The 22,031-nt window shown below is 63.8% G+C and carries 18 protein-coding genes; 12 read left to right on the top strand and 6 right to left on the bottom strand.

The genetic code is table 11. The annotated features are described in order from the left end of the window. The first annotated feature begins 43 nt into the window (after positions 1 to 43). Positions 44 to 721, top strand: coding sequence for a GntR family transcriptional regulator (locus tag JXQ94_RS11405; RefSeq protein WP_421923915.1), 678 nt, complete (start codon positions 44 to 46; stop codon positions 719 to 721). Between the two features lie 208 nt (positions 722 to 929). Here JXQ94_RS11405 and JXQ94_RS11400 read toward each other — a convergent pair whose 3' ends face one another. Together JXQ94_RS11400 and JXQ94_RS11395 are read right to left on the bottom strand one after the other, a co-directional pair. Beyond that, a complete protein-coding gene (locus JXQ94_RS11400; RefSeq protein ID WP_421923914.1) occupies positions 930 to 1,928 on the bottom strand; it encodes a 4-hydroxyproline epimerase in 999 nt (332 codons plus the stop codon). Positions 1,929 to 1,947: 19 nt separating this feature from the next. Then, positions 1,948 to 2,868: a dihydrodipicolinate synthase family protein gene (locus JXQ94_RS11395; protein ID WP_421923913.1), complete on the bottom strand. Its 921-nt coding sequence runs from the start codon at positions 2,866 to 2,868 to the stop codon at positions 1,948 to 1,950. Positions 2,869 to 3,096: 228 nt separating this feature from the next. Between JXQ94_RS11395 and JXQ94_RS11390 the strand changes: the two genes are divergently transcribed. Together JXQ94_RS11390 and JXQ94_RS11385 are read left to right on the top strand one after the other, a co-directional pair. Further along, on the top strand, positions 3,097 to 5,610 hold the full coding sequence (locus JXQ94_RS11390; protein ID WP_421923912.1) for a zinc-dependent metalloprotease: 2,514 nt from the start codon (positions 3,097 to 3,099) through the stop codon (positions 5,608 to 5,610). After that, complete coding sequence (locus tag JXQ94_RS11385; protein WP_421923911.1) at positions 5,607 to 6,665, top strand: oxidoreductase; 1,059 nt, start codon at positions 5,607 to 5,609, stop codon at positions 6,663 to 6,665. The genes JXQ94_RS11390 and JXQ94_RS11385 overlap by 4 nt, the downstream gene beginning before the upstream one ends. Positions 6,666 to 6,726: 61 nt before the next feature. Here JXQ94_RS11385 and JXQ94_RS11380 read toward each other — a convergent pair whose 3' ends face one another. The 3 genes from JXQ94_RS11380 to JXQ94_RS11370 all read right to left on the bottom strand — a co-directional run bounded on the left by JXQ94_RS11380 (position 6,727) and on the right by JXQ94_RS11370 (position 9,938). Further along, positions 6,727 to 7,398: a TorF family putative porin gene (locus JXQ94_RS11380; protein WP_421923910.1), complete on the bottom strand. Its 672-nt coding sequence runs from the start codon at positions 7,396 to 7,398 to the stop codon at positions 6,727 to 6,729. Positions 7,399 to 7,648: 250 nt separating this feature from the next. Continuing rightward, positions 7,649 to 8,980 (bottom strand): ammonium transporter, encoded by a 1,332-nt coding sequence (locus JXQ94_RS11375; protein WP_421923909.1) that lies wholly within the window; start codon positions 8,978 to 8,980, stop codon positions 7,649 to 7,651. A 598-nt stretch (positions 8,981 to 9,578) separates the two neighbouring features. Next, positions 9,579 to 9,938, bottom strand: a complete 360-nt coding sequence (locus JXQ94_RS11370; RefSeq protein WP_421923908.1) for a YbaN family protein — start codon at positions 9,936 to 9,938, stop codon at positions 9,579 to 9,581. A gap of 424 nt (positions 9,939 to 10,362) precedes the next feature. On the opposite strand from JXQ94_RS11370, the gene JXQ94_RS11365 reads away from it, so the two are divergent. Genes JXQ94_RS11365 through leuB form a run of 9 tightly spaced genes read left to right on the top strand, consistent with a single transcriptional unit; the run spans position 10,363 to position 20,795 of the window. After that, positions 10,363 to 12,084: a dihydroxy-acid dehydratase gene (locus JXQ94_RS11365; RefSeq protein ID WP_421923907.1), complete on the top strand. Its 1,722-nt coding sequence runs from the start codon at positions 10,363 to 10,365 to the stop codon at positions 12,082 to 12,084. Beyond that, the gene (ilvC, locus tag JXQ94_RS11360) at positions 12,081 to 13,097 is read left to right on the top strand and encodes a ketol-acid reductoisomerase (protein ID WP_295691240.1); all 1,017 of its coding nucleotides are present in this window, start codon (positions 12,081 to 12,083) and stop codon (positions 13,095 to 13,097) included. The genes JXQ94_RS11365 and ilvC overlap by 4 nt, the downstream gene beginning before the upstream one ends. Before the next feature lie 32 nt (positions 13,098 to 13,129). Then, a complete protein-coding gene (gene ilvG / locus JXQ94_RS11355; RefSeq protein WP_421924117.1) occupies positions 13,130 to 14,851 on the top strand; it encodes an acetolactate synthase 2 catalytic subunit in 1,722 nt (573 codons plus the stop codon). A gap of 2 nt (positions 14,852 to 14,853) precedes the next feature. Beyond that, complete coding sequence (locus JXQ94_RS11350; protein WP_421923906.1) at positions 14,854 to 15,174, top strand: ACT domain-containing protein; 321 nt, start codon at positions 14,854 to 14,856, stop codon at positions 15,172 to 15,174. Then, the gene (locus JXQ94_RS11345) at positions 15,156 to 16,745 is read left to right on the top strand and encodes a 2-isopropylmalate synthase (protein WP_421923905.1); all 1,590 of its coding nucleotides are present in this window, start codon (positions 15,156 to 15,158) and stop codon (positions 16,743 to 16,745) included. The genes JXQ94_RS11350 and JXQ94_RS11345 overlap by 19 nt, the downstream gene beginning before the upstream one ends. 14 nt (positions 16,746 to 16,759) lie before the next feature. Then, on the top strand, positions 16,760 to 17,716 hold the full coding sequence (locus JXQ94_RS11340) for a branched-chain amino acid transaminase (protein WP_295691232.1): 957 nt from the start codon (positions 16,760 to 16,762) through the stop codon (positions 17,714 to 17,716). Next, positions 17,706 to 19,145 carry a 3-isopropylmalate dehydratase large subunit gene (leuC, locus tag JXQ94_RS11335; RefSeq protein ID WP_421923904.1) on the top strand — a complete coding sequence of 480 codons (1,440 nt, stop codon included), beginning with the start codon at positions 17,706 to 17,708 and terminating at the stop codon, positions 19,143 to 19,145. The genes JXQ94_RS11340 and leuC overlap by 11 nt, the downstream gene beginning before the upstream one ends. After that, positions 19,138 to 19,737, top strand: coding sequence for a 3-isopropylmalate dehydratase small subunit (gene leuD / locus JXQ94_RS11330; protein WP_421923903.1), 600 nt, complete (start codon positions 19,138 to 19,140; stop codon positions 19,735 to 19,737). The genes leuC and leuD overlap by 8 nt, the downstream gene beginning before the upstream one ends. Beyond that, positions 19,734 to 20,795: a 3-isopropylmalate dehydrogenase gene (gene leuB / locus JXQ94_RS11325; RefSeq protein WP_421923902.1), complete on the top strand. Its 1,062-nt coding sequence runs from the start codon at positions 19,734 to 19,736 to the stop codon at positions 20,793 to 20,795. The genes leuD and leuB overlap by 4 nt, the downstream gene beginning before the upstream one ends. 43 nt (positions 20,796 to 20,838) lie before the next feature. Here the strand turns inward: leuB and JXQ94_RS11320 are convergent, their stop codons facing one another. Beyond that, positions 20,839 to 22,002, bottom strand: coding sequence for a dipeptidase (locus tag JXQ94_RS11320; protein ID WP_421923901.1), 1,164 nt, complete (start codon positions 22,000 to 22,002; stop codon positions 20,839 to 20,841). Positions 22,003 to 22,031: the final 29 nt, after the last annotated feature.

Below are 22,031 nucleotides of genomic sequence, written 5' to 3'. Positions count from 1 at the left end.
GCCTAGTCTGGCGGCTTGTCCCACGTCAGATTCGGAGCGCCGCGTGCCCGGCACCGACATCCAGTTTTCCGACCCCATCACTCCGGCTTCGGTTGTCGACCAGCTGGCGGCGCGGATTCGTGCCCGCATTCTGGGCAATGAGTTCAAGCCTGGCGAAGCCCTGCGGCAGGAAGCTCTCGCCGACGCCTACAAGATCTCCCGGATGCCGATCCGCGAAGCGCTGCGGCGGCTGGAAGTGGAAGGCCTCGTCGTCTTTCACCCCAATCGCGGTGTCACCGTTTCGGAAGTGTCTGCGGCCGAGATGTCCGAACTCTTCGACATCCGACAACAGCTGGAACCGGGCCTTTTCGCCCGGGCCATCGAACGCGCCAGCGCCAGCGATGTCGCGGCGGTCGAGGCGATCCGGGCCCGCGAAACCGCGGCCCTGGCTGATGGCGACACGGCCAGGCTCGGCGCCCTCAATCGCGAATTCCACGCTGCCCTGCACGCCCCGGCAGACCGCCCGCGCACCCAGGCCATCGTGCGCTCCCTCAATCAGCATATCGATCGCTATGTCCGCCTCCAGCTCTCGCTCGGCGCCAATGCCCGCAGAACCGCCAATAGCGAGCATGATGGCCTGTTGGACGCGCTGAGAAGCCGCGACCCGATCGCCGGTGCCAACCGCATGGTCCAGCACATCGCAACAGCGCGGCAGGCGCTGGAAAAGGCGTTCGCGGGCTAGGGGCGGCTGGCGCAGGAATGCCGGCGCACAGCGCCGTCCCGGACCTGAAGGACAATCCTCCCATGCCGGATAGTCAGGTCGATCCCGGTTCTCAACCCCGCCTTCGCGGGGCTCCGGCCGGGAAAAATGTGGCGCGGTTTGAGAACGCGGTGACGGAGAGGCGGCGGCTTTTTTGTCCGCCTTCACCAGGGAGGAGACATCAGCGCCCCTACCCCACCGAAAAGCCGTCCGCATAGGGATCGCGATCATCGACCCAGATCGTGTTGATGCCGGTCTGGATGGCCCAACCCTTGATGCTGGGGATGATGGCGGCATGGCCACCGACTGTGGTGGTGCCTTCGATGCGGCCCTCGAACAGACTGCCGATAATGCTTTCATGGACGAAGGCGTCGCCAGGCTTGAGGTCGCCGCGCGCGGCCAGCTGGGCCATGCGGGCACTGGTGCCCGTGCCACAGGGCGAGCGATCGATGGCGCGTTCGCCATAGAAGACGGCGTTGCGGGCCTGGGCTTTGGGGTCGCGCGGCCGCCCTGTCCACAAGGCATGGCTCACGCCGCCGACACGGGGATCGTCCGGATGGCTCAGCGAGACCGCCTCATTGGCGGCGGCGCGGACCAGTGGGCTGAGGCGCAAGATGTCGGCGACGCTCATCTCGTCGAGATCGGCATAGCCGGGCTGGGGCTCGATGATCGCGTAATAATTCCCGCCATAGGCGATATCGACAGTGACGGGCTGCCAGCCAGGAATGTCCAGGAGCAGACCAGTGACGGCGAGGTAGGAGGCGACATTGCGGATCCGCACGCCGGCGACGCGGTCGCCTTGCCAGTCAATCTCGGCCTCGACCCGCCCGGCCGGAGCGTCGAGCTTCACGTATTGCCGGTCAGCGGGGGTGATAACGCCATTTTCCAGCGCCAGGGTCAGCGCGCCGATCGTGCCATGGCCGCACATGGGCAGACAGCCGGACGTCTCGATAAACAGGATCGAGGCGTCCGCATCCTCGGAGCAGGGCGGATAGAACATTGCGCCGGACATCATGTCATGACCGCGCGGCTCGAACATGAGCGAGCGGCGGATCCAGTCATGGCGTGCCATGAAGTCCACGCGCCTGGCGGCCATGTCCTCCCCCTTGAGGAAGGGCAGCGGGCCGGTGATCAGACGAACCGGATTGCCACAGGCATGACCGTCCAGGCATTGAAAGACATGGCGCATGGGGCGCTCCGCTCCGGGCCTAGTGGGCCAGGACTGATGGCAGTTTGAGCGGTCGGGTGTCGCGCGCGGTCTCGACCATCCCGATCACCGCCGCCCGGCGGTCGCCGGTCAGCGGCATGCGCGGCATGCGGACCCGTTCCGAACCGCGACCCATTACCTGTTCAGCCAGTTTGATCGATTGCACGAGATCATGTTCGGCATCGAGATGAAGCAGCGGCATGAACCAGCGATAGATGGCGCGGGCGGTTTCCAGATCACCGCTCTCCACGGCCTCCCAGAGGGCGATCGACTCGGCCGGGAATGCGTTGGTCAGGCCGGATACCCATCCCACCGCGCCAAGCAGAATCTCCTCCAGCGCCACATCGTCCAGACCGGCGAAGACGAGATAGCGATCGCCACAGCGATTGAGAATATCGGTGATCCGCCGTGGATCGGGGGCGCTCTCCTTGATCGCCACCAGAGTCTCGACATCGGCCAGCCGTTCCAGCGTGTCGAGGGAGATCGAAACGCGATAGGCAGGCGGATTGTTGTAGAGCATGACCGGCAGGGAAGTGGCGCCGGCGACGGTGCGAATATGCGCTTCCAGCTCGGCCTCGGTCGGGACATAGACCATGGCGGGGAGCAGCATCAACCCGTCGGCGCCGATGCGGGCTGCGTCCACGGCATAGCTCCGGGCGAGGTCAGTGGTCAGTTCGGACACCCCGGTCAGGACCGGAATGCGGCCATCGACCGTGTCGACGATCCGGGCGAGAACCTGACGCTTTTCCTCGGCCGTAAGGGAGTTGTTCTCGCCGACCGTGCCCATGGCGATGAGGCCATGCACACCGTCCTCGACAAGGCCGGCCACCACCGCGGCCGTCGCATCGAGATCAACCGAGAAGTCCTCGGAGAATTGTGTTGTCGCCGCCGGAAAGACGCCGCTCCAGTTTGCTGTGGTCATGGTGTGTCCCTTCTCGACCCGGAGCCGGCCTTTAGGCCGCGCCCTGATCCCTGTCCCGCCTTGTTCTGGCCCGGGTCCGACTGACAGCCGGCCCGATCACTTTCAGCCTGTCACTCCCGGCGGTGGAAATCGAATGATTCCCAAATTGGATACAATATCCAATTTGGTCAAGCCGGTCGGGTGACACTCCCGCCAAGCTCGTCTAGCGTCGCCACAAAGAAGGGGAAGATGACCACCATGAAGACCACCACGAAGATGCTGACGATGATCGCCGCCTGCGCGCTGGCCTGTTCGGCCCTGACCCCGATCGCGGCCGCCCAGGACACCGCCAGCTGGGCGGAGACGACAGAAAATCTTGAGCTGCGCGAGGGGTTTATCCCGCTTTACATCGATGCATCCGACGGCCGCATTCTCGCCCGTCTGGGCACCGGGGAAGGCGATGATCTGGGCCGCATGATCTATACGGCCCGCATGACTTCCGGGCTCGGTTCCAACCCGATCGGAATTGATCGCGGCCTGGGCTCAAGCTCTGAAATCCTTCGCTTTTTCCGTGTGAACGACCAGGTCTTCGCCGAGTTTGAAAACACCGGCTACCGCGCCGACGGCGCCGGTCCGGAAGAAGCGGCGGCCACCCGCAATTCCTTTGCCCGTTCCATCGTCTGGTCGACCCCCATACTCGCGGAGGAAGACGGGCAGATTCTCATTGATCTGTCGGGCTTTCTCAAGCGCGACCCGGTCGGCACGATCAGCCGGCTGAGCACTAGCGGGCAGGGCAGTTTCTCGATCGCAGAGGATCGGTCCGCACCTATCACAGACAGCACTTTCGTTTTCCCGGAAAATGTTGAAATTGATACGCTTTTGACGCTGACAGGATCCAGTCCGGGATCCGAAGTCCGGGCCGTGACCCCAGCCCCGAATTCCGTGACCCTGACCGTCCATCATTCCTTTGTTGCCCTGCCGGATGGCGGGTATGAACCGCGCGAGGCGGATGACCGATCCGGCGCGATCACGCGCAGTTTCTACGACATGGCGACCCCTCTGACCGATCCCGTCCGGCGCTCCCTCGCCCTGCGTCATCGTCTCGAACGCGTTGATCCGTCAGCACAATCCGGCCCGGTTGTCGAACCCATCATCTATTATCTCGATCGCGGCACACCACCCCTGATCCGCGACGCCCTGATCGAGGGCGGAAACTGGTGGACTGACGCTTTCGAGGCCGCCGGCTATGAAGACGCCTTCCGTGTCGAACTTCTGCCCGAGGGCGCTCACCCGCTCGATGTTCGCTACAATGTCATTCAATGGGTGCACCGGCAGACCCGCGGCTGGTCCTATGGCGGCTCCGTCGTCGACCCCCGTACAGGTGAGATCCTCAAGGGACATGTCATCCTGGGCTCCCAACGCGTGCGCCAGGACCGGATGATTTTCGAAGGACTGGTCGGGGTCGAGAATACGGGCAGTGGCAGCGCTGATGACCCCCTTGAACTGGCCCTGGCCCGAATCCGACAACTCTCCGCGCATGAGATCGGGCACACGATCGGTCTTGCACACAATTTCGCGGCCAGCATTTCGGACCGGGCCTCGGTGATGGATTATCCTGCCCCGCTGGTCACCCTTGATGGCGATGGTGAGATCGATACCAGCCAGGCCTATGACACCGGCATTGGCGCCTGGGACAGCACCGCCATTTCCTGGCTCTATGGCGAATTCGGCGACGGTCCGGCCGAAGCCGCCGCGCTCGACCGCATCCTCACCGACGCCGGTGCCAACGGCCTTCTCTACATCACTGACCGTCATGCCCGCGGCAATGCCAGCGGGCATCCATTGGCCAATCTGTGGGACAATGGCGCCGATCCGGTCGACATGCTGATCGAGACGATGGCGGTGCGCGAGCGGGCACTCGCCGGTTTCGGGCAGAATGTGCTCGCCCATGGCCAACCGGCCAGCTCGCTGCGCCAGGTCCTTTCGCCCATCTATCTCTATCACCGCTACCAGGTTGAAGCGGCGGCAAAATCCATTGGCGGCGTCACCTTCGGATACGGCCTCAACCGCGCTGACCTGGTCCGGATGGAGCCGGTCTCCGCCGGTGATCAGGACCGGGCGCTTGCGGCCTTGCTCTCCACGCTTGACCCTCAGGCTCTCGATCTTTCAGACGATATCCTGGCGCTGATGATGCCGGCCGCTTTCGCCGATTACGACGCCGCAGCGACCCGCGAGCTCTTCCGCTCCAATGACTATCCGGCCTTCTCCCGCAGCGGCGCGGCGGCCGCATCCGGGCGCATCACGCTGCAGGCCCTGCTCAACCCGGCCCGGCTATCACGCCTGGCCGAACAGGCAGCCCGGGACAACAGCCGGATGGACCTCGCCCGGCTGCTGGACGCCGTTGAGGGTCAGCTGTTCGAGGCGCCGCGCGATGAGGCGGCCCGACTGGCCCCGATCCGGCACGCCCTGCAGACGGAATATGTCGCTCAATTGATGGAAATCATGGCCGCTGACCCGACCGTCCCGGCAGCCGCGGCGCGGCTGCGGCTTGAGGCCATTGCCCGCAATGAGCCCTCCCGCCGGCGTGACGACGCCGCAGCGGCACACCAGCTCTGGCTGGCCCGGGCGGCTCAAGCCGGGCTGGATCGCCACGATGCGGGAGAGACACCGGAATTGGTCGAGACGCGTATCCCGCCGGGCAGCCCGATCGGGGCGGACACGTGCTGGCATTGCGACAGCGCCAGCCTGCTCGGCCTCGAATGACGGACACGGCTCGCATTGCCGGTGGAGCCGGCTCTTTTCTGGTGCTGGCGGCCTGCACGGCACCAGAGGGGACACCGGCCCCGGCATCCTGGTCTTTGACGCTCCAGGAGAGTGGCGTTTCTACCTCCTTGAGAGGTTTGAGCGTCGTGTCCGATGACGTCGTCTGGATTGGTGCCCCGGACGGGCAAATCCTGCGTACGGTCGATGGCGGCGCGCATTGGCAGGTTCTGACAACCGACTTCGCCGAAGGCGCCGACCTGCGCTCGGCGCATGGCTTCGACGCCGAAACAGCCCTCTTCGTCACCGCCGGCCAACCGGGACGGATCCTGCGTACCGCAGACGGCGGCGCGTCTTTCCAGCTGATCTGGGAGGATGAAACGGGATCCGCCTTCTTTGACAGCCTCGCTTTCTGGGATGACCAGCGCGGCCTGGCCTTTTCCGATCCGGTCGACGGCGCATTCCTGGTCCTGCGAACGCTCGACGGCGGCATGAGCTGGGCAGCGCTGCCGGCAATGCCCACTCCGCTGGAAGGTGAAGCGGGATTTGCGGCCTCCAACTCCTCGATCGCTCTGAGCGCCGATGGATGCGCCTATATCGGGACCGGAGGCGGTGCCGTCGCCCGGATATTGCGCAGTTGCGATTTCGGCGACAGCTGGACCGCGCTCGAGACGCCGATGGCCGCTGGAAGCGGCGGTGCAGGCATATTCGGCGTCGCGATCAGCGAGGACGGCCTGCTCGCCATCAGCGGCGGTGACTATCAACAACCCGACGCCACGATAGGGAATTTCGCGCTGTCGCATGACCAAGGGGACAGCTGGGCTCCAGCCCTCGCCGCGCCCGGTGGTTACCGCTCGGACGTTGTCGCGAGCGCGGGCCGCTGGTTGACAGTCGGCACCAATGGCATCGACACGGGTGTGCTGCAGGACGACCAGATCCGCTGGCAGGCGAGCGCTTGGCCGGTCGAAGCGCCGAATGCGATCGCCTTCTCACCCTCAGGCGAAAGCGCCTGGATCATCGGTGCGAATGGCGGCATCTGGCGGGCAAGGCCCCAATGAAAGCGGGCCCGGCTAACCGCCGGGCCCGTTCACGCACCACAACAATCAGTTTGACGAATGATCAGTCGCCAAAGCTCTGCGAGAAGGTCACGACAACGCTCTCATCTCCGCCGTCGGAGAGATCATGATAGCGCAGGTCCCAACCGACATTGCCGAAGACCGTGCCGGACACGCCAAGCTGATAGTCTTCATAGTCGGCGCCCGGGAAGTCATCAAAGCGGCTCGCCCCAATGCGGCCGTCGACGCTGATACCTTCGAACACTTCCATTCCGAGACCGGTTTCCAGATACCAGGCCTGACCGGTTTCACCATAGAATTCCGGCGAATAGGACAGTTTGGCATCCCAGCCGACCGGGCCGAAGGAGCGACCGATACCGCCATAGAATTCGACGAAATTCTGGTCTCCGCCAGCGCTCGGGCTGTCGGGGTAAGCGTAATAGATCACGCCGATATCATAATCGAAGCCGGCACCGGAGAAGGCGTAGCCGCCATAGAGGTCGAGCTCCATCGTGGTGTCGTCCGAGAAGTCGACGCTCGAGCCCCAGACACCGACATAGAAGCCCTCGGCCTCAACGTCGAAGCCGCCGGAAATTGCCGGGCCGCCGTCCGTCTGGGTGATACCGCGGAACACATAGTCCGAACCGAGCGCGACATTGCCGGTAACTTCCTGGGCGGCAACCGGGGCGGTGAAGGCGCAGGCAGCGAGGCCCAATGCGAGATACTTGATTTTCATGACTTACTCCTGGGTGGAAGATCGAGTGTGGATGGTCTGGATTTCCTGAAGCTCCGGTCGGCAGGACGGGAGCGCAGCTCCCCCGTTGACCGCGTGATGACCGGTGCGGATTTCAGTGTCTGTGGGTGGCTCGGCGAAGACCGACGCTCACCGGTTGATAACGTAGTCTGGCTTGGCTCCGGGACGGCCCCGTCCGGCGGCGGGCCTGGATCCGGAAAGGCAGGCTTTCCGGATCCGGCCGCTTGAGCCGTTACTGCGCCGGGGCTGAAGTCTTTCCCACGTCACTGGCGAAGATGGAGCCGGCATCATGTCCGAGCTCGGACAGGTCACCACCGACATTTTCGGCGTCTGGCGACAGTCGGATACCGACCGTGATCTTGAGGATCAGCCAGACAGCGAAGCTGGTTGCAAAGACGAAGGCACCGATGGCACCGACGCCCACGGCCTGGCCGAAGAAGGTCGCGTCGGAATTGGTCAGCGGCACGGCCATCGTGCCCCAGATGCCGGCGAAGAGGTGGACCGGGATAGCCCCGACAACATCATCGATCCGGACAGTTTCGAGCAATTTGGCGCCGAAGGTTGCGATCACTGCACCCACCGCACCAATGGCAATGGCCTGCAGGATTGTCGGCGTGAGCGGCTCGGCCGTGATGGCCACCAGTCCGGCCAGGGCCCCATTGAGGCAGTAGGCGAGATTGGCCTTGCCGCCCCCGAGCAGCATGGACAGGAGGTAGGCCGTCACGACGCCACCGGCCGCCGCCATGTTGGTGTTGGCAAAGATCTGCGAGATGGCGACCGCATCAGCAGAGGAACCCAGTGCGAGTTGCGAAGCGCCATTGAAGCCGAACCAGCCGAACCAGAGAATGAAGGTACCCAGCGTTGCCAGCGGCAATGACCCCGGGGTCATTGGCTTGGAGTCCGGGCCGAAGCGACCGGAACGCGCGCCAATCAGAATGGCACCGGCAAGGGCGGCCCAGCCACCGGTTGAGTGAACGAGGGTCGAGCCGGCGAAGTCAGAGAAGCCGAAGTCGGCATCCAACCAGCCGCCGCCCCATTCCCAGCTACCCTGGATCGGGTAGATCAACGCGGTAAGGATAACCACGAAGATGAAGAAGGGGCCGAGCTTCACGCGCTCGGCAATGGTACCGGAGACGATAGAGGCTGCGGTGGCCACGAAGACCATCTGGAAGAACCAGTCCGAGGCCGCGGCATAGCCCGTCCCCAGATCGATCGCCTCGTCGCTCGCGAGTTCGGATGGCGCCCAGATCGCGGGCATTCCGAAATACGGTGTCTGCCCGCCATACATGACCTGGTAGCCGACCAGGTAGAACATGATGCCGGCGATCGAGTAGAGGGCGATATTCTTCAGGCAGATGGCCGCGGTGTGCTTGGTGCGCACGAAACCGGCTTCCAGCATGGCGAACCCGGCCGCCATGAGCATGACCAGGAAACCCCCGATCAGGAATAACAGCGTATTGAAAACAAAGGCTGTTTCCTCTGACACTTGAGCCTGTGCGGCTCCGGTCAAACCGACGCCTGCCACCACAGCGCACAGCGCGCCTCGAGCCAGTGTCTTGTTCATTTGTGTCTTGCCAATCATTGGGATCCCCCCGTTTCTGGCAACTGCCCCTCACCATCCGGCCTGTCATCAGGTCGCGAACAGGGCTGCAGACTTCCTGCAGCACTTGAAAACTCGTTTCAGGATCAATGAGGTAGCGGTCGCCACGCGGGGCGCCCTGACCGGAACATGATGCCCGGTCGATCACTCACGATCCGCGTCACACAGGTGTGACGGCGGATCCAATCAATTGCGCTCTGCGGTCAGGTCACCTTGTGGCGACTCTTGATTTCGAGAGCCTAGGACGCACTTTGCTGCATCGCAACAATTTTCTTTCAGTGCGCCTTGGGCGGCATTTTATTTCATCGGGAGTCCCGATATCGATCCGATCTGGAATTTTTTGCCTGTGAAAGAGGCTGGCGTCGGCCGCCGCCAGCAGTTCAATCCACAGAGTCGCGACATGATCGGATGTCGCCGGAAAATTTGCTGCGCGCGCACAAATTTCCGTCAACCGCTTCATGACGTTTTTTGGCCGGAGCCGTCAGACTGCACGGAATTGAGCGCCCCTGCCCGGTGATGGAGCAAGGTGACATCGGGTTCAAACACCGCGTCCGGCGTCAGCTCAAGGGCCATCCGGACGGGTCAGGATAAAGAGGGCAGCACAGGAGAGGACGAGGATCTGGATCACGATAACCATCAAACTCACGCCCATGGCGATACTCAACGCCAACGCCATGAGCATGGCGACAACGGCCAGAAGCTTGGACTTGCGATCGATACTGCCATTCGCCTGCCAGTTCCGGATCAAGGGACCGAAACGTTTGTGGGCGAGGAGCCAGGCATGAAGCCGGGGTGAGGACCTTGCGAAGGCGAAGGTCGCCAGCAAGAGGAAAGGCGTGGCCGGCACCAGCGGTAAGGCCACACCGGCAACTGCCAGGCCGACACACACCAGGCCGAACACCCGCCAAATCAGTCGCTTCATCCACATACGGCCAAGCTAGACTGTTTCACGCGCGCGAGCGCGTAGTATTCTTGTGCGCAAAACCCTGCGCTGCGAGATAATTATGCCCGACATCACCGAAACCTGCTTTTTGATGCAGTTTTTTTCCAAGCCGGGGTTGCCTTAACCAAAAAGCCGGGTCACGTTGCACCGCAATAGAGTTCTGGAAAGCCGATCTGATGATCAATGCGTACGCCCTGCCGGTTGCCCCGGCCGCTGCCCTGACGGGCGAGCGGGTGAACGCGCTCGGCCTACTCCTCCTCGTACTTGTACTTATTATCCCGACCATAACGGGAGCGGTAGACGCGCCTGCCTGACGAGAGACCTCGCCAACCGGCAGACACAAAAAACCCCGCTCCCGGAACCCGGAGCGGGGTTTTTTGTGTTTCGAGCCACGGAACACCAAATGACCCACGACACCCGCAAGACCTCAGATGCCATCACTGCCGGACCGGCCCGCGCGCCGGCCCGCGCGATGATGCGTGCCACCGGCATGGAGGACGCCGACTTCGACAAGCCGCTGATCGGTGTCATCAACACATGGACCACTGTCACCCCGTGCAACATGCATCTGGCTGACCTGGCGGAACCGGTCCGCGAGGCGGTCCGTGACGCCGGCGGCCACCCGGTCGACTTCAACACCATCGTCGTCTCCGACGGCATCTCGATGGGCACCGAAGGCATGCGCGCTTCGCTGATTTCGCGCGAGGTCATCACCGACTCGATCGAGCTGGCGACCCGCGGCCACAGCCTGGATGGCGTGGTCATCCTGGTCGGTTGCGACAAAACCATCCCGGCCGCAGCCATGGCGCTGGCGCGCATGGATGTGCCCGGCTGCATCCTCTATGGCGGCACGATCATGCCGGGCAAGCTGGGCGACCAGGCCTTGTCGATCCAGGATGTGTTCGAGGCCGTCGGCGCCCATGCCGCCGGAACACTGGATGATGCCGGTCTGGCGAAAGTCGAGAAGGCCGCCTGCCCTGGCGCGGGCGCCTGCGGCGGCCAGTTCACCGCCAATACGATGGCGATGATCCTGACCATGCTGGGCCTGTCTCCCATGGGGGTGAACGATATCCCCGGCCCGCATCCGGACAAGCCGGAGGCGGCCGCGCGCTGTGGCCGGCTGGCTGTCGAGCTGGCCAAAGCGGGCACAACCGCGCGTCGCTTCATCACCGAAGACTCCCTGCGCAATGCGGTTATCGCCGCATCGGCCTCGGGCGGCTCGACCAATGCCGTCCTGCATGTCGCCGCGATCGCCGCGGAGGCAGGCTTGGACTTCGATATTGCCGATTTCGACCGGATTTCCAGCACCGCGCCGGTGATCACCGACCTGAAACCGGGCGGCCGCTTCCTGGCCCACCACATGTTTCTGGCCGGCGGCTCCCGCCTGTTCGGCCAACGCCTGATCGACGGCGGCCTGCTGGCTGACACACCGACCGTCACCGGAAAAAGCCTGCACGCCGAATGCGCAAGTGCGGAGGAAAGCCTCAATCAGCGTGTCATCCATTCGGTCGCCAGGCCGGTCAAGGCCGACGGCGGCTTCCGGGTGCTGACAGGTGACCTGGCACCCGAAGGTGCCGTGCTCAAACTGTCCGGTCATGACCGCACCGAATTCTCCGGTCCGGCCCGGGTGTTTGAATGCGAGGAGGATGCCTTCGCCGCAGTCGAAGCCAATGCCGTCAAGGCCGGCGACATCCTCATCATCCGCAATGAGGGCCCCAAGGGCGGTCCCGGCATGCGTGAAATGCTGGGGGTCACCGCTGCCCTGGTTGGCCAGGGTCTGGCTGGCGATGTGGCCCTGATCACGGATGGCCGTTTTTCCGGTGCCTCCAAAGGCTTCGTCATCGGCCATGTCAGCCCCGAAGCTGCCGATGGCGGGCCGATCGGCCGCATCCGCAATGGCGACATCATCCGCATCGATGTAGCCGCGCGCCGCATTGATGTCGAGGCAGACCTCGCCAACCGCCCACCCTCTTCGTCCGGCCGGCCTGCGCCGACCGGGGTCTTCGCCAAATATGCCGCCCTGGTCTCTTCGTCCGCGCGCGGTGCCACCACCCTCATTGCTCCGCCGCCTGCTGCGACGGTGCGCCCCACACACACATCATCCAAGCAGGAGATGCCCGCATGACTGCCTCCACCCCGTCCCGCCGTGCCGCTTTCGAGGTCGACACCACAGCCTTCAAGGCCCAACCGGTCGCCGTTATCGGCTATGGCAGCCAGGGCCGCGCCCATGCCATGAACCTCAAGGACAGCGGCTGCGACGTCACGGTCGGTGTTCGCCCCGGCGGTGCCGGCGAAAAGAAAGCCAAGGCTGACGGCCTGAAGACAGCGACGCCGGAAGAAGCCACCAAAGCCGGCAAGCTGATCGCCATCCTGACCCCGGACATGAGCCATGAAGCCCTGTTCCGCGAATCCATCGCACCCAATCTCTCTCCCGGCGATGCGGTTCTGTTCGCACACGGTTTCTCGGTCCATTTCGGCCGAGTCACCCCGCCGGAAGGCGTCGACATCATGCTGGTCGCCCCGAAAGGTCCGGGCGATCTGGTTCGCCGCGAATACGAAATCGGCCGCGGCGTGCCTTGCCTGTTCGCCGTCCAGCAGGATGCGACGGGCGAAGCCCGGGAACGCGCACTGGCCTACACATCCTGTATTGGCGGCGCCAATTCCGGCGTGATCGAGACGACCTTCGCCGAAGAAACCGAGACCGATTTGTTTGGGGAGCAGGCCGTCCTGTGCGGCGGCGCAACCGAGCTGGTCATGGCCGGCTATGAGACCCTGGTCGATGCCGGCTACCAGCCGGAAGTGGCCTATTTCGAATGCCTGCACGAGCTCAAGCTGATCGTCGACCTCCTCTATGAAGGCGGCATGGCCAAGATGCATGAATTCATCTCGGAGACCGCCATTTATGGCGATCTGCGCTCGGGGCCCCGCGTCATCAATGACGAAACCCGCGCGCGCATGCGCGAGGTTCTCAAGGACATCCAGGACGGCACATTTGCGCGCGACTGGATCACCGAAAACCAGGCCGGCAAGCCGCAATACCAGGCCCTTCTGCGCAAGGACCTGGAGCATCCGATCGAGAAAACCGGCGCTGCCCTGCGCGCCGACATGCCGTGGCTGCAGCCCGGCGCGAACGCCTGACCGGCGCACGACGAGAAGAAGGACGAGATGTGATGACGGCCCTGCCCGCCACCGAGATCGACGACACGACCTCCGCTGCCGACACCGCACAGACGCGTACCCGCCAGACCGGGGCGCATGCGGTCGTACGGACACTGGAAGCGCTGGGTGTGACCCGGGTCTTCGGCTATCCGGGCGGGGCCATCATGCCGGTCTATGACGCGCTGACCGGCTCGTCCCTGAAGCATATCCTGGTCCGCCACGAACAAGCCGCCGCCTTTGCGGCCGATGCCCAGGCGCGCCTGACCGGCAAGGCCGGCGTCTGTTTGGCTACGTCCGGGCCCGGCGCCACCAATCTCCTGACCGGCATCGCCAATGCCTATCTGGACAGCGTCCCGATGATCATCCTCACCGGCCAGGTTCCGTCCGGACTGATGGGAACCGACGCTTTCCAGGAAGTCGATGTCTTCGGCATGTCCATGCCGGTCGTGAAACACTCGATCATTATCCGCGATCCGATGCGGATCCCGGAGATGATCGCGGAAGCCTTCCAGATTGCGGAGGGCGGGCGCCCCGGCCCGGTCCTGATCGATCTGCCGAAGGATGTCCTACAAGCCGAGGCGTACCCCACCTTTCCCCCAGGGTCTCGGCCTGAGGCCGGGCCGTCGAGCCCGTCAGAATCAGACCTGGCGAGCGCGACGGCCCTGCTGGCTCAATCGGAACGCCCTGTTCTTTACATCGGCGGCGGCGTTGCTTTGGGCGGTGCCGTCGACGCCGTGCGCGACTTCATGGCGCGCACCGGCATACCCACAGTCGCCACACTGAAGGGCCTGGGCTGTGCTCACCCCGACAGCGAGACCTATCTGGGCATGCTGGGCATGCATGGCGGGCGGGCGGCCAATGTGGCGGTCGATGAAAGCGATCTGCTGATCTGTTGCGGAGCGCGCTTCGATGACCGGGCGACAGGCCGTCTGGACAGTTTCGCACCCGGCGCTCGGATCATTCATATCGACGGCGATGCAGCCGAGATCGACAAGCTGCGCCGGGCCGAGATCGGCCTGGCCGGCGACATCACGGCAATCCTCGCCGGCATCACCAATGACTGGCTGGATATTGCGGAGTGGCGCGACACCTGTATCGAGCGCAAGCACCGTCATGCCTTCCGCTATGACGCGCCAGGCTCCGGCGTTTACGCCCCGGCCATGCTGAAGGAATTGTCGGAAGTCGCTGGCGATGACTTCATCGCCGCCTGCGATGTCGGCCAGCACCAGATGTGGGTGGCCCAGCATTGCCGTTTCTCGCGCCCGGAACACCATCTGACCTCAGCGGGCCTGGGCGCGATGGGCTATGGCCTGCCTGCCGGGATCGGCGCTGCGATGACGCGGCCGGATGCCAAGGTCGTCACCATCACCGGCGACGGCTCGATCATGATGAACATCCAGGAGTTGGCCACCGCCCGCCGCTATGGCGTGCCGGTCAAGATCCTGCTGCTGGACAACGCCTCGCTGGGTCTGGTCCGGCAGTGGCAGGAATATTTCTTTGACCAGAATTTTTCCGAGATCGACCTCTACGACAACCCCGATTTCGCGGAAGTTGCCCATGCCTTCGGCATCGAGGCCTTCACCGTTCACAGCCGCGAGGAAGTTCCCGCGGCGATCGACCGCCTGCTCAAGGCACGCGGCCCCATACTGGCGCACGTCCTGATCGACCCGCGTGAGAATGTCTGGCCGCTTGTGCCGCCGGGCGCGTCCAATGCCGACATGATGGAGAACTGATCATGCGCACTTTGCTTCGTATTGATATCGCTGACGCAGAGGGCGCCCTGATGCGCCTTATCGGTCTTGTCGAACGCCGCGGCTTCACCATTGCCACGCTCGACAAGGCGGCCTCACTGAACGGTCAGTCCACAGTGACCATGTCGCTCGATGCCCGCGATGACGCTCGCAATATGGACGTGCTGGCCCGTCAGGTCGCGCGCCTGCTCGACGTGCGCGGCGTCTTCACGCCCGATATCGAGCCCCAGATTGCCCCGGAAATCGCTGCCCAAGCAGCCGGGACGCCCCATCGATGGAGGCAAGCATGCCCGCCCCGACACTGACATCTGTGAACGCCCCGCAGCCAGATCGGTTGCATATCTTCGACACCACGCTGCGCGATGGTGAACAGGCTCCGGGCTTCTCCATGAACCCGGCGGAAAAACTGGAAATCGCACGCCTGCTCGAGGCCATGCGGGTCGACACGATCGAGGCCGGCTTCGCTGCGGCCTCGCCCGGCGACAGCGAGGCCATTCGCCTGATTGCGTCGGAGATCCGCAATTCCACCCTGTGCTCGCTGGCGCGCGCCAATGAGAAAGACATAGATGCGGCTGCCCATGCGCTCGAACCGGCTCATCGCAAACGCCTCCATATCTTCATCGCGACCAGTCCCATCCATCGCGAGGCCAAGCTGCGCATGTCGCGCCGCGAAGTCCTGCAAACGATCGAGCATTGCCTCCGGCACGCCGCCGGCACGTTCGATGAAATCGAATTCTCCGCCGAGGATGCCCTGCGCACCGAGCCGGATTTCCTGGTCGAGGCGATGGCCTGTGCAGCCGCCCATGGCGCCGATGTCCTGAACGTTCCCGACACGGTCGGCTATTCCGAACCGGACGAGATCCGCGCCGTGTTCGAGAAACTCGTCGCCCAGGTCAAACGCCCGGACCATGTGATCTTCTCCGCCCATTGCCACAATGATCTGGGACTGGCCGTTGCCAATTCGCTCGCCGCCGTAAAGGGCGGGGCCCGCCAGGTCGAATGCGCGATTAACGGGATCGGCGAGCGCGCCGGCAATTGCTCGCTGGAGGAAATCGTCATGGCCTTGCAGGTCCGGGCCGACATCTTCCCGGCTGTCAGCCATGTCGACGCCACCAAGATCTGGTCGGCCAGCCAGCGCCTGGCCCGGGTGACCGGCACCGCGGTCGCGCCCAACAAGGCCGTCGTCGGCAAGAATGCCTTTGCCCACGAGGCCGGCATCCATCAGCACGGCATGATTTCCGACCGCCGGACCTATGAGATCATGACACCGGAAAGCGTCGGAGCGCCAGGCTCTGCCCTGGTGCTGGGCAAGCACTCAGGCAAGCACGCCCTGGTCCAGCGACTGGCCAAGCTCGGCTATCAGCCGGACCCCGAGAAACTGAACACCGTCTTCAAGGACTTCAAACATCTGGCCGACGAACTCGGCGAGGTGAATGACGCCGACCTGGTCGCCATGATGGAAGGCTTTTCGCCGAGTGGTTCGCGCTGGACCGTTCTGCGGACGGAATTGCGCACCACCGCCGGGCGCCAGCCCAAACAGTTTGCGCGGGTCGAACTGGAACATCCCGATCGTGGCCGCGTCTCCGACATTGCCTCCGGCGACGGTCCCATGGCTGCAGCCTTCGCGGCTGTCCAGCGGATCACCGGTACGGATGCGACAGTGATCGGCCTGGAAACGCGCATGCGGTCGACCACGACAGGTCGGGAATTCGTCGCCGACATTAGCGTGGACATCAATGGTGAAGCTTTCTCGGGGCGCGCTCGCGGCCCGGATGTCGTCACCGCGGCCATCGACTCGCTGCTCTTCACACTCGATCGCGGTGAGGCCTATGGCCGGGCCGACATGACCCAGAAACAACCGGCTCAGGCCGTCTGACAGGACACAGTAAAATGGCTATCCAGGAAACCGATTTCATCTGGCGCAATGGCGAACTGATCGACTGGCATGAAGCCCAGACGCATGTTCTCTCCCACGCTTTGCATTACGGCTCCTCCGTCTTCGAGGGGATCCGTTGCTACGACACGCCGACCGGCCCGCACATTTTTCGGCTGACCGACCACATCAAGCGACTGTTCAACAGCGCCAAGGTCTATCACATGCCGATCGAGCACACCGAAGCGGAGGTCGAAGCAGCCTGCCGGATGGTGATCCGGTCCAATCATCTGAAGGACGCCTATATTCGCCCGGTCGCCTTCTTCGGTTATGGCGGGATCGGTGTCCTGCCAGGTGCCGACAGCAAGCCTGAAATCTGCATCGCAGCCTTCCCCTGGGGCGCCTATCTCGGTGAGGAAGCGCTGACCAAGGGCGTGGATTGCTGCATTTCCTCGTGGAGCCGCCCGGCCCCGAACACCATTCCAACCGGGGCCAAGGCGGGCGGAAATTATCTGTCGTCCATGTTGATCAGCCACGAGGCCCACTCGCGTGGCTTCGACGAGGGCATTGGTCTGGACGTCAATGGTCTGGTGTCGGAAGGCGCCGGTGAGAACATCTTCGTCGTCTCCGATGGCGTCATTCGTACCCCGCCGAGCTCTGCCTCCATCCTGTCAGGCCTGACCCGGGATTCGGTGATGAAACTGGCCGAGGCGGAAGGTTTCGATGTCCGTGAGCAGACCCTGTCCCGCGAGAGCCTCTATTTCGCTGACGAGATTTTCTTCACCGGCACAGCCGCAGAGATCACCCCGGTCCGCTCGGTCGACGGGCATGTCGTTCGCGCAGGCGGTCGGGGGCCGATAGCGGAACTGATGCAGGAGCGATTCTTCGGCCTGTTCTCCGGCGATACGCCGGATCGGCATGGCTGGCTGCAGCCGGTCCAGGATAATGCGATGGAGGTTCAGCATGTCGCCTGAGACTGAGCGCTCGGTCGAGGCCCCGCGCTCCCTGTTCGACAAGGTCTGGGAAGCGCACCAGGTTCGGGACGAAACGGCGGAGACGCCGGGCCTGCTCTATATCGACCTGCATCTCGTGCATGAAGTGACCTCACCCCAGGCCTTCTCCGTGCTCGATGAGCGCGGGCTGAGCGTGCGTCGCCCCGACCGGACCCTGGCAACGATCGACCATGCCACGCCGACGCTCGACTTTGCGCCGGGCGAGACGCCGCCCTATGCGACCAAAGCTGCGCAGAGCCAGGTCGAGCGGCTGCAGGACAATGCGAAAAAGCACGGCATCACCCTGCACGGCTGGGGCAGCGGTCATCGCGGCGTTGTGCATGTGATCGGGCCGGAACTGGGTGCGACACAACCGGGCATGACAATTGTGTGCGGTGACAGCCATACGGCCACTCATGGCGCCTTCGGGGCCCTCGCCTTCGGCATCGGCACAACGGAAGTCGGCCATGTCCTGGCGTCGCAATGCCTTCTGCAGCGCAAGCCGAAATCCATGCGCGTGACCGTTGATGGCGAGACCGCGACGGGCATTTCGGCCAAGGACATCATCCTCGCCATCATCGCCGAACTCGGTGTCGATGGCGGCACCGGGTGCGTAATCGAGTATGCGGGCAGCGCGATCGAAGCTCTCGACATGGAAGGCCGGATGACGGTCTGCAACATGTCAATCGAGGCTGGCGCCCGTGCGGGCATGATCGCGCCGGACGCAACAACTTTCGACTGGCTCAAAGGCCGCGATCACTGTCCGAAAGGTGCCGAGTGGAACGCCACGGTCGCCAAGTGGGCGACTTTGCGCAGCGACCCGGGAGCCCGCTTTGACCAGGAGGTCATGATTGACGCAGCATCAATCCGGCCGATGGTGACCTGGGGCACGGCGCCGGATACCGGCATCGCCGTCAACACACCGATTCCGGCGCCACGCACCGCATCCCAGAAGAAGGCGCTCGCCTATATGGGCCTCGAGGCCGGAAAGCCGGTGGCCGGCGCGCGCGTTGATCAGGTCTTTATCGGCTCCTGCACCAATTCCCGCATCACCGATCTGCGCGAGGCGGCGGCCATCATGAGCGGTCGACGGGTGGCGGACGGAATTCGCGCGCTCATCGTGCCCGGTTCGGTCGCGGTCAGGGCCCAGGCCGAGGCGGAAGGTCTCGACCGGATCTTCATCGAGGCCGGCGCCGAATGGCGCCAGCCCGGCTGCTCCATGTGTATCGCGATGAACGGCGACCGGGGCGAACCCGGCCAGCTGGTCGTCTCGACCTCGAACCGGAATTTCGAAGGCCGTCAGGGTCCTGGCGTCCGCACCATATTGGCAAGCCCGGCGACAACCGCCGCGGCCGCGATTGCCGGGCATGTCATCGAACCCGCCGAATTGATGGAGCCCGCCCATGCCTGATCCTGCTCCACAGACTCAGGATGATATCCGCCAGATCGACAGTCGAACCTTCGTCATCGATCAGGAGGACATTGATACCGACCAAATCATTCCGGCCCGTTTCCTGACCACTACGTCACGGGATGGGCTTGGCAGGCTGGCCTTTCATGACTGGCGTTATGACGGAGACGGCAAGCCGCTAGACGCCGTTTCGCTGAACAGCCTCGACACCTCTGCCTGTCGGGTTCTCGTTGCCGGTCGCAATTTCGGATGCGGCTCATCGCGCGAACATGCGCCCTGGGCCCTGCATGATTTCGGCTTCAGGGCCGTCATCTCCAGCGAGTTCGCAGACATTTTCCGCTCGAACTCTGCCCGCAACGGACTGCTTCCGATCGTGGCGCCGGAGGCCGCTCATCACTGGTTGCTCGCCAATCCCGGCATTTCAATCAAGATCGATCTGGCCAGCCAACATGTCGATCTGGGCAATGGCCCGAGTTTCGACTTCGAGATCGAACCCTTTGCCAAACATTGCCTGATGGAAGGCACGGACCCGCTCGGCTTCCTGATGAGCCATTCCGACGCCATCGACGCTTACGAGGCTGACATCGCATGAGCTATCGCATCACCCTCCTGCCCGGCGACGGGATCGGACCGGAAATCACCGCAGTCGCCCGCGCCGTGCTCGAACATGTCGCCGCGCTGGAAGGCTTCCGGATTGAGTTTGAGACCTGCGCCTTTGGCGGCGCCTCCATCGATGCGTTTGGGGAGCCCCTGACAGACCAGACACTGTCGGCCTGCCGGGCGGCCGACGCGGTCTTTCTTGGCGCGGTAGGAGGGCCGAAATGGGACCGGGCCGATGCCCGGCCGGAAGCCGGTCTTCTGTCCCTGCGCAAGGCGTTGGGCGTCTTTGCCAATCTGCGTCCTGCCGCCGTGCACCCGGCTCTGGCCGGAAAATCACCCCTGCGCCCGGACCTCGTCGCGGGCACGGATGTGCTGATCGTGCGCGAATTGACCGGTGGCATCTATTTCGGCGAACGTGAACGGACTGCCGATACGGCCAGCGACAAATGCACCTATTCAAGCAGCGAGATTGAGCGGGTGGCGCGCATCGCCTTTCAGCAGGCCCGACTGCGCCGCGGCAAGCTGACCTCGGTCGACAAGGCCAATGTGCTGGAAACCAGCCGTCTCTGGCGCGATGTCGTCAGCGAGATGGGCGCCCGCGATTTCCCGGATGTCGCGCTCGACCACATGTATGTCGATGCCGCCGCCATGCACATGCTGCGTGCACCGGCGAGCTTTGATGTGATCGTCACCGAAAACATGTTCGGTGACATTCTCTCCGACGAAGCCTCCATGCTGCCCGGTTCGATCGGACTGTTGGGATCGGCGTCGCTGGGCGACAGCAAGCCGGGCCTGTTCGAGCCCATCCATGGCTCCGCGCCGGACATCGCCGGACAGGACAAGGCCAACCCGTTCGGGGCCATCGAGGCCGCCGCACAATTGCTGGAAAGCCTCGACGAAACCGGGGCGGCGAAACGACTGAGAGACGCGGTCAATGCGATGCATGAAGCCGGCGAATGGACAGGTGATCTGGGCGGAACGCTCAGTTGCTCGCAGGCCGGTGTCAAACTGGTGGAACGCCTTGAGGCCGAGGCGGTGGCGGCGGAGTAGACGCCGCCCTTGCCCGTTGGGTTCGCGCCCGTTCGGTTGGCGCCTATTCGGCCGGCAGATTCTCAAGGAAGAAGCGGATCATGTTCTCGCCCATGACCTGGCGCACCTCTCCCTCGCCCAGACCGGCGGCGAGCAGCCGGTCGGTGAGAACGGCATACTCAGACGCGTCAAATGTTGTCGTGACCGTACCGTCATAGTCGGAGCCAAGCGCGACATGGTCGATACCAACCAGATCGATCGCGGCCAGCAATGTCGCCGCCACGCCTTCGGGACTGTCATCACAGGTGACATCGGCCCAGAAGCCGATCCCGATCAGGCCGCCACCCGCTGCGATCCGCTGCATGAGGGCGTCGGGAATATTCCGCTTCACTGCGCAGTGGCCGTGCACGCCGGTATGGGAAACCACGAGAGGGCGGTCCGTCATGGCCAGCACATCCTCGACCACTTGCGGGGACGAGTGCGCAACATCAATGATGAGGCCACGCTCATCCATGCGGTGAATGACCTCGCGACCGAAATCTGTCAGCCCGGCATCGGACACACCGTGCAGGGAGCCACCTAGCGCATTGTCGAAGAAATGCTGCAGGCCGAGCATGCGATAGCCGGCATCCCAGAGCACATCAACATTCCCGATCTCACCCTCAAGCGGATGGGCCCCCTCCGTTTCAAGCAGGCCCGCCATGGCGTCCGGATCGGTTTCGCGCGCAGCCAGAACCGCTTCGAGATCAGCGCGGGTCCGCACCACGGTGAAGCTGTCATCGCGCTCTGCCAGACGGTTCAGGCGATCCGCATGATAGACCGCGCGTTCCAGGATCGAATCCCAGGTCCGCATCGGCCAGCGCTGAACGATGGCAAGCGCCGTGATGTCGTCACTGTCAGCGGTGTTGCTATCGTAATTCTGGCCAGAGGGCGTCTTTGTCACGCTGGAGAAGACCTGGAAGGCGACCTGCCCGGCCCGAAGGCGCGGCAGATCGGTATGACCGCGATCATTCCAGCGGGTCGGGTCACGCATCCACAACAACATGTCGGAGTGAAGGTCGCCGACCCGGAGCGTGCCGTGCAGCGCCTCGGCCTCAGCGGTCAGAACATAGGGCTCGTGGGGCGTGACAACATTCATGTTGGCATCGATCCGGGCCGGCAGAATGAAGAAGACAAACCCCACAGCAACGAGAAGGACGCCGACACAGACAGCCAGAAAGAAACGCATGAAGACCCACCTCGATAACCACGGCCACA

Origin of the sequence: Maricaulis maris (genome assembly GCF_049116555.1) — a bacterium.
GTDB classification, from domain to species: Bacteria; Pseudomonadota; Alphaproteobacteria; order Caulobacterales; family Maricaulaceae; genus Maricaulis; species Maricaulis maris_C.
This window is presented reverse-complemented; position numbering and strand designations above follow the sequence as displayed.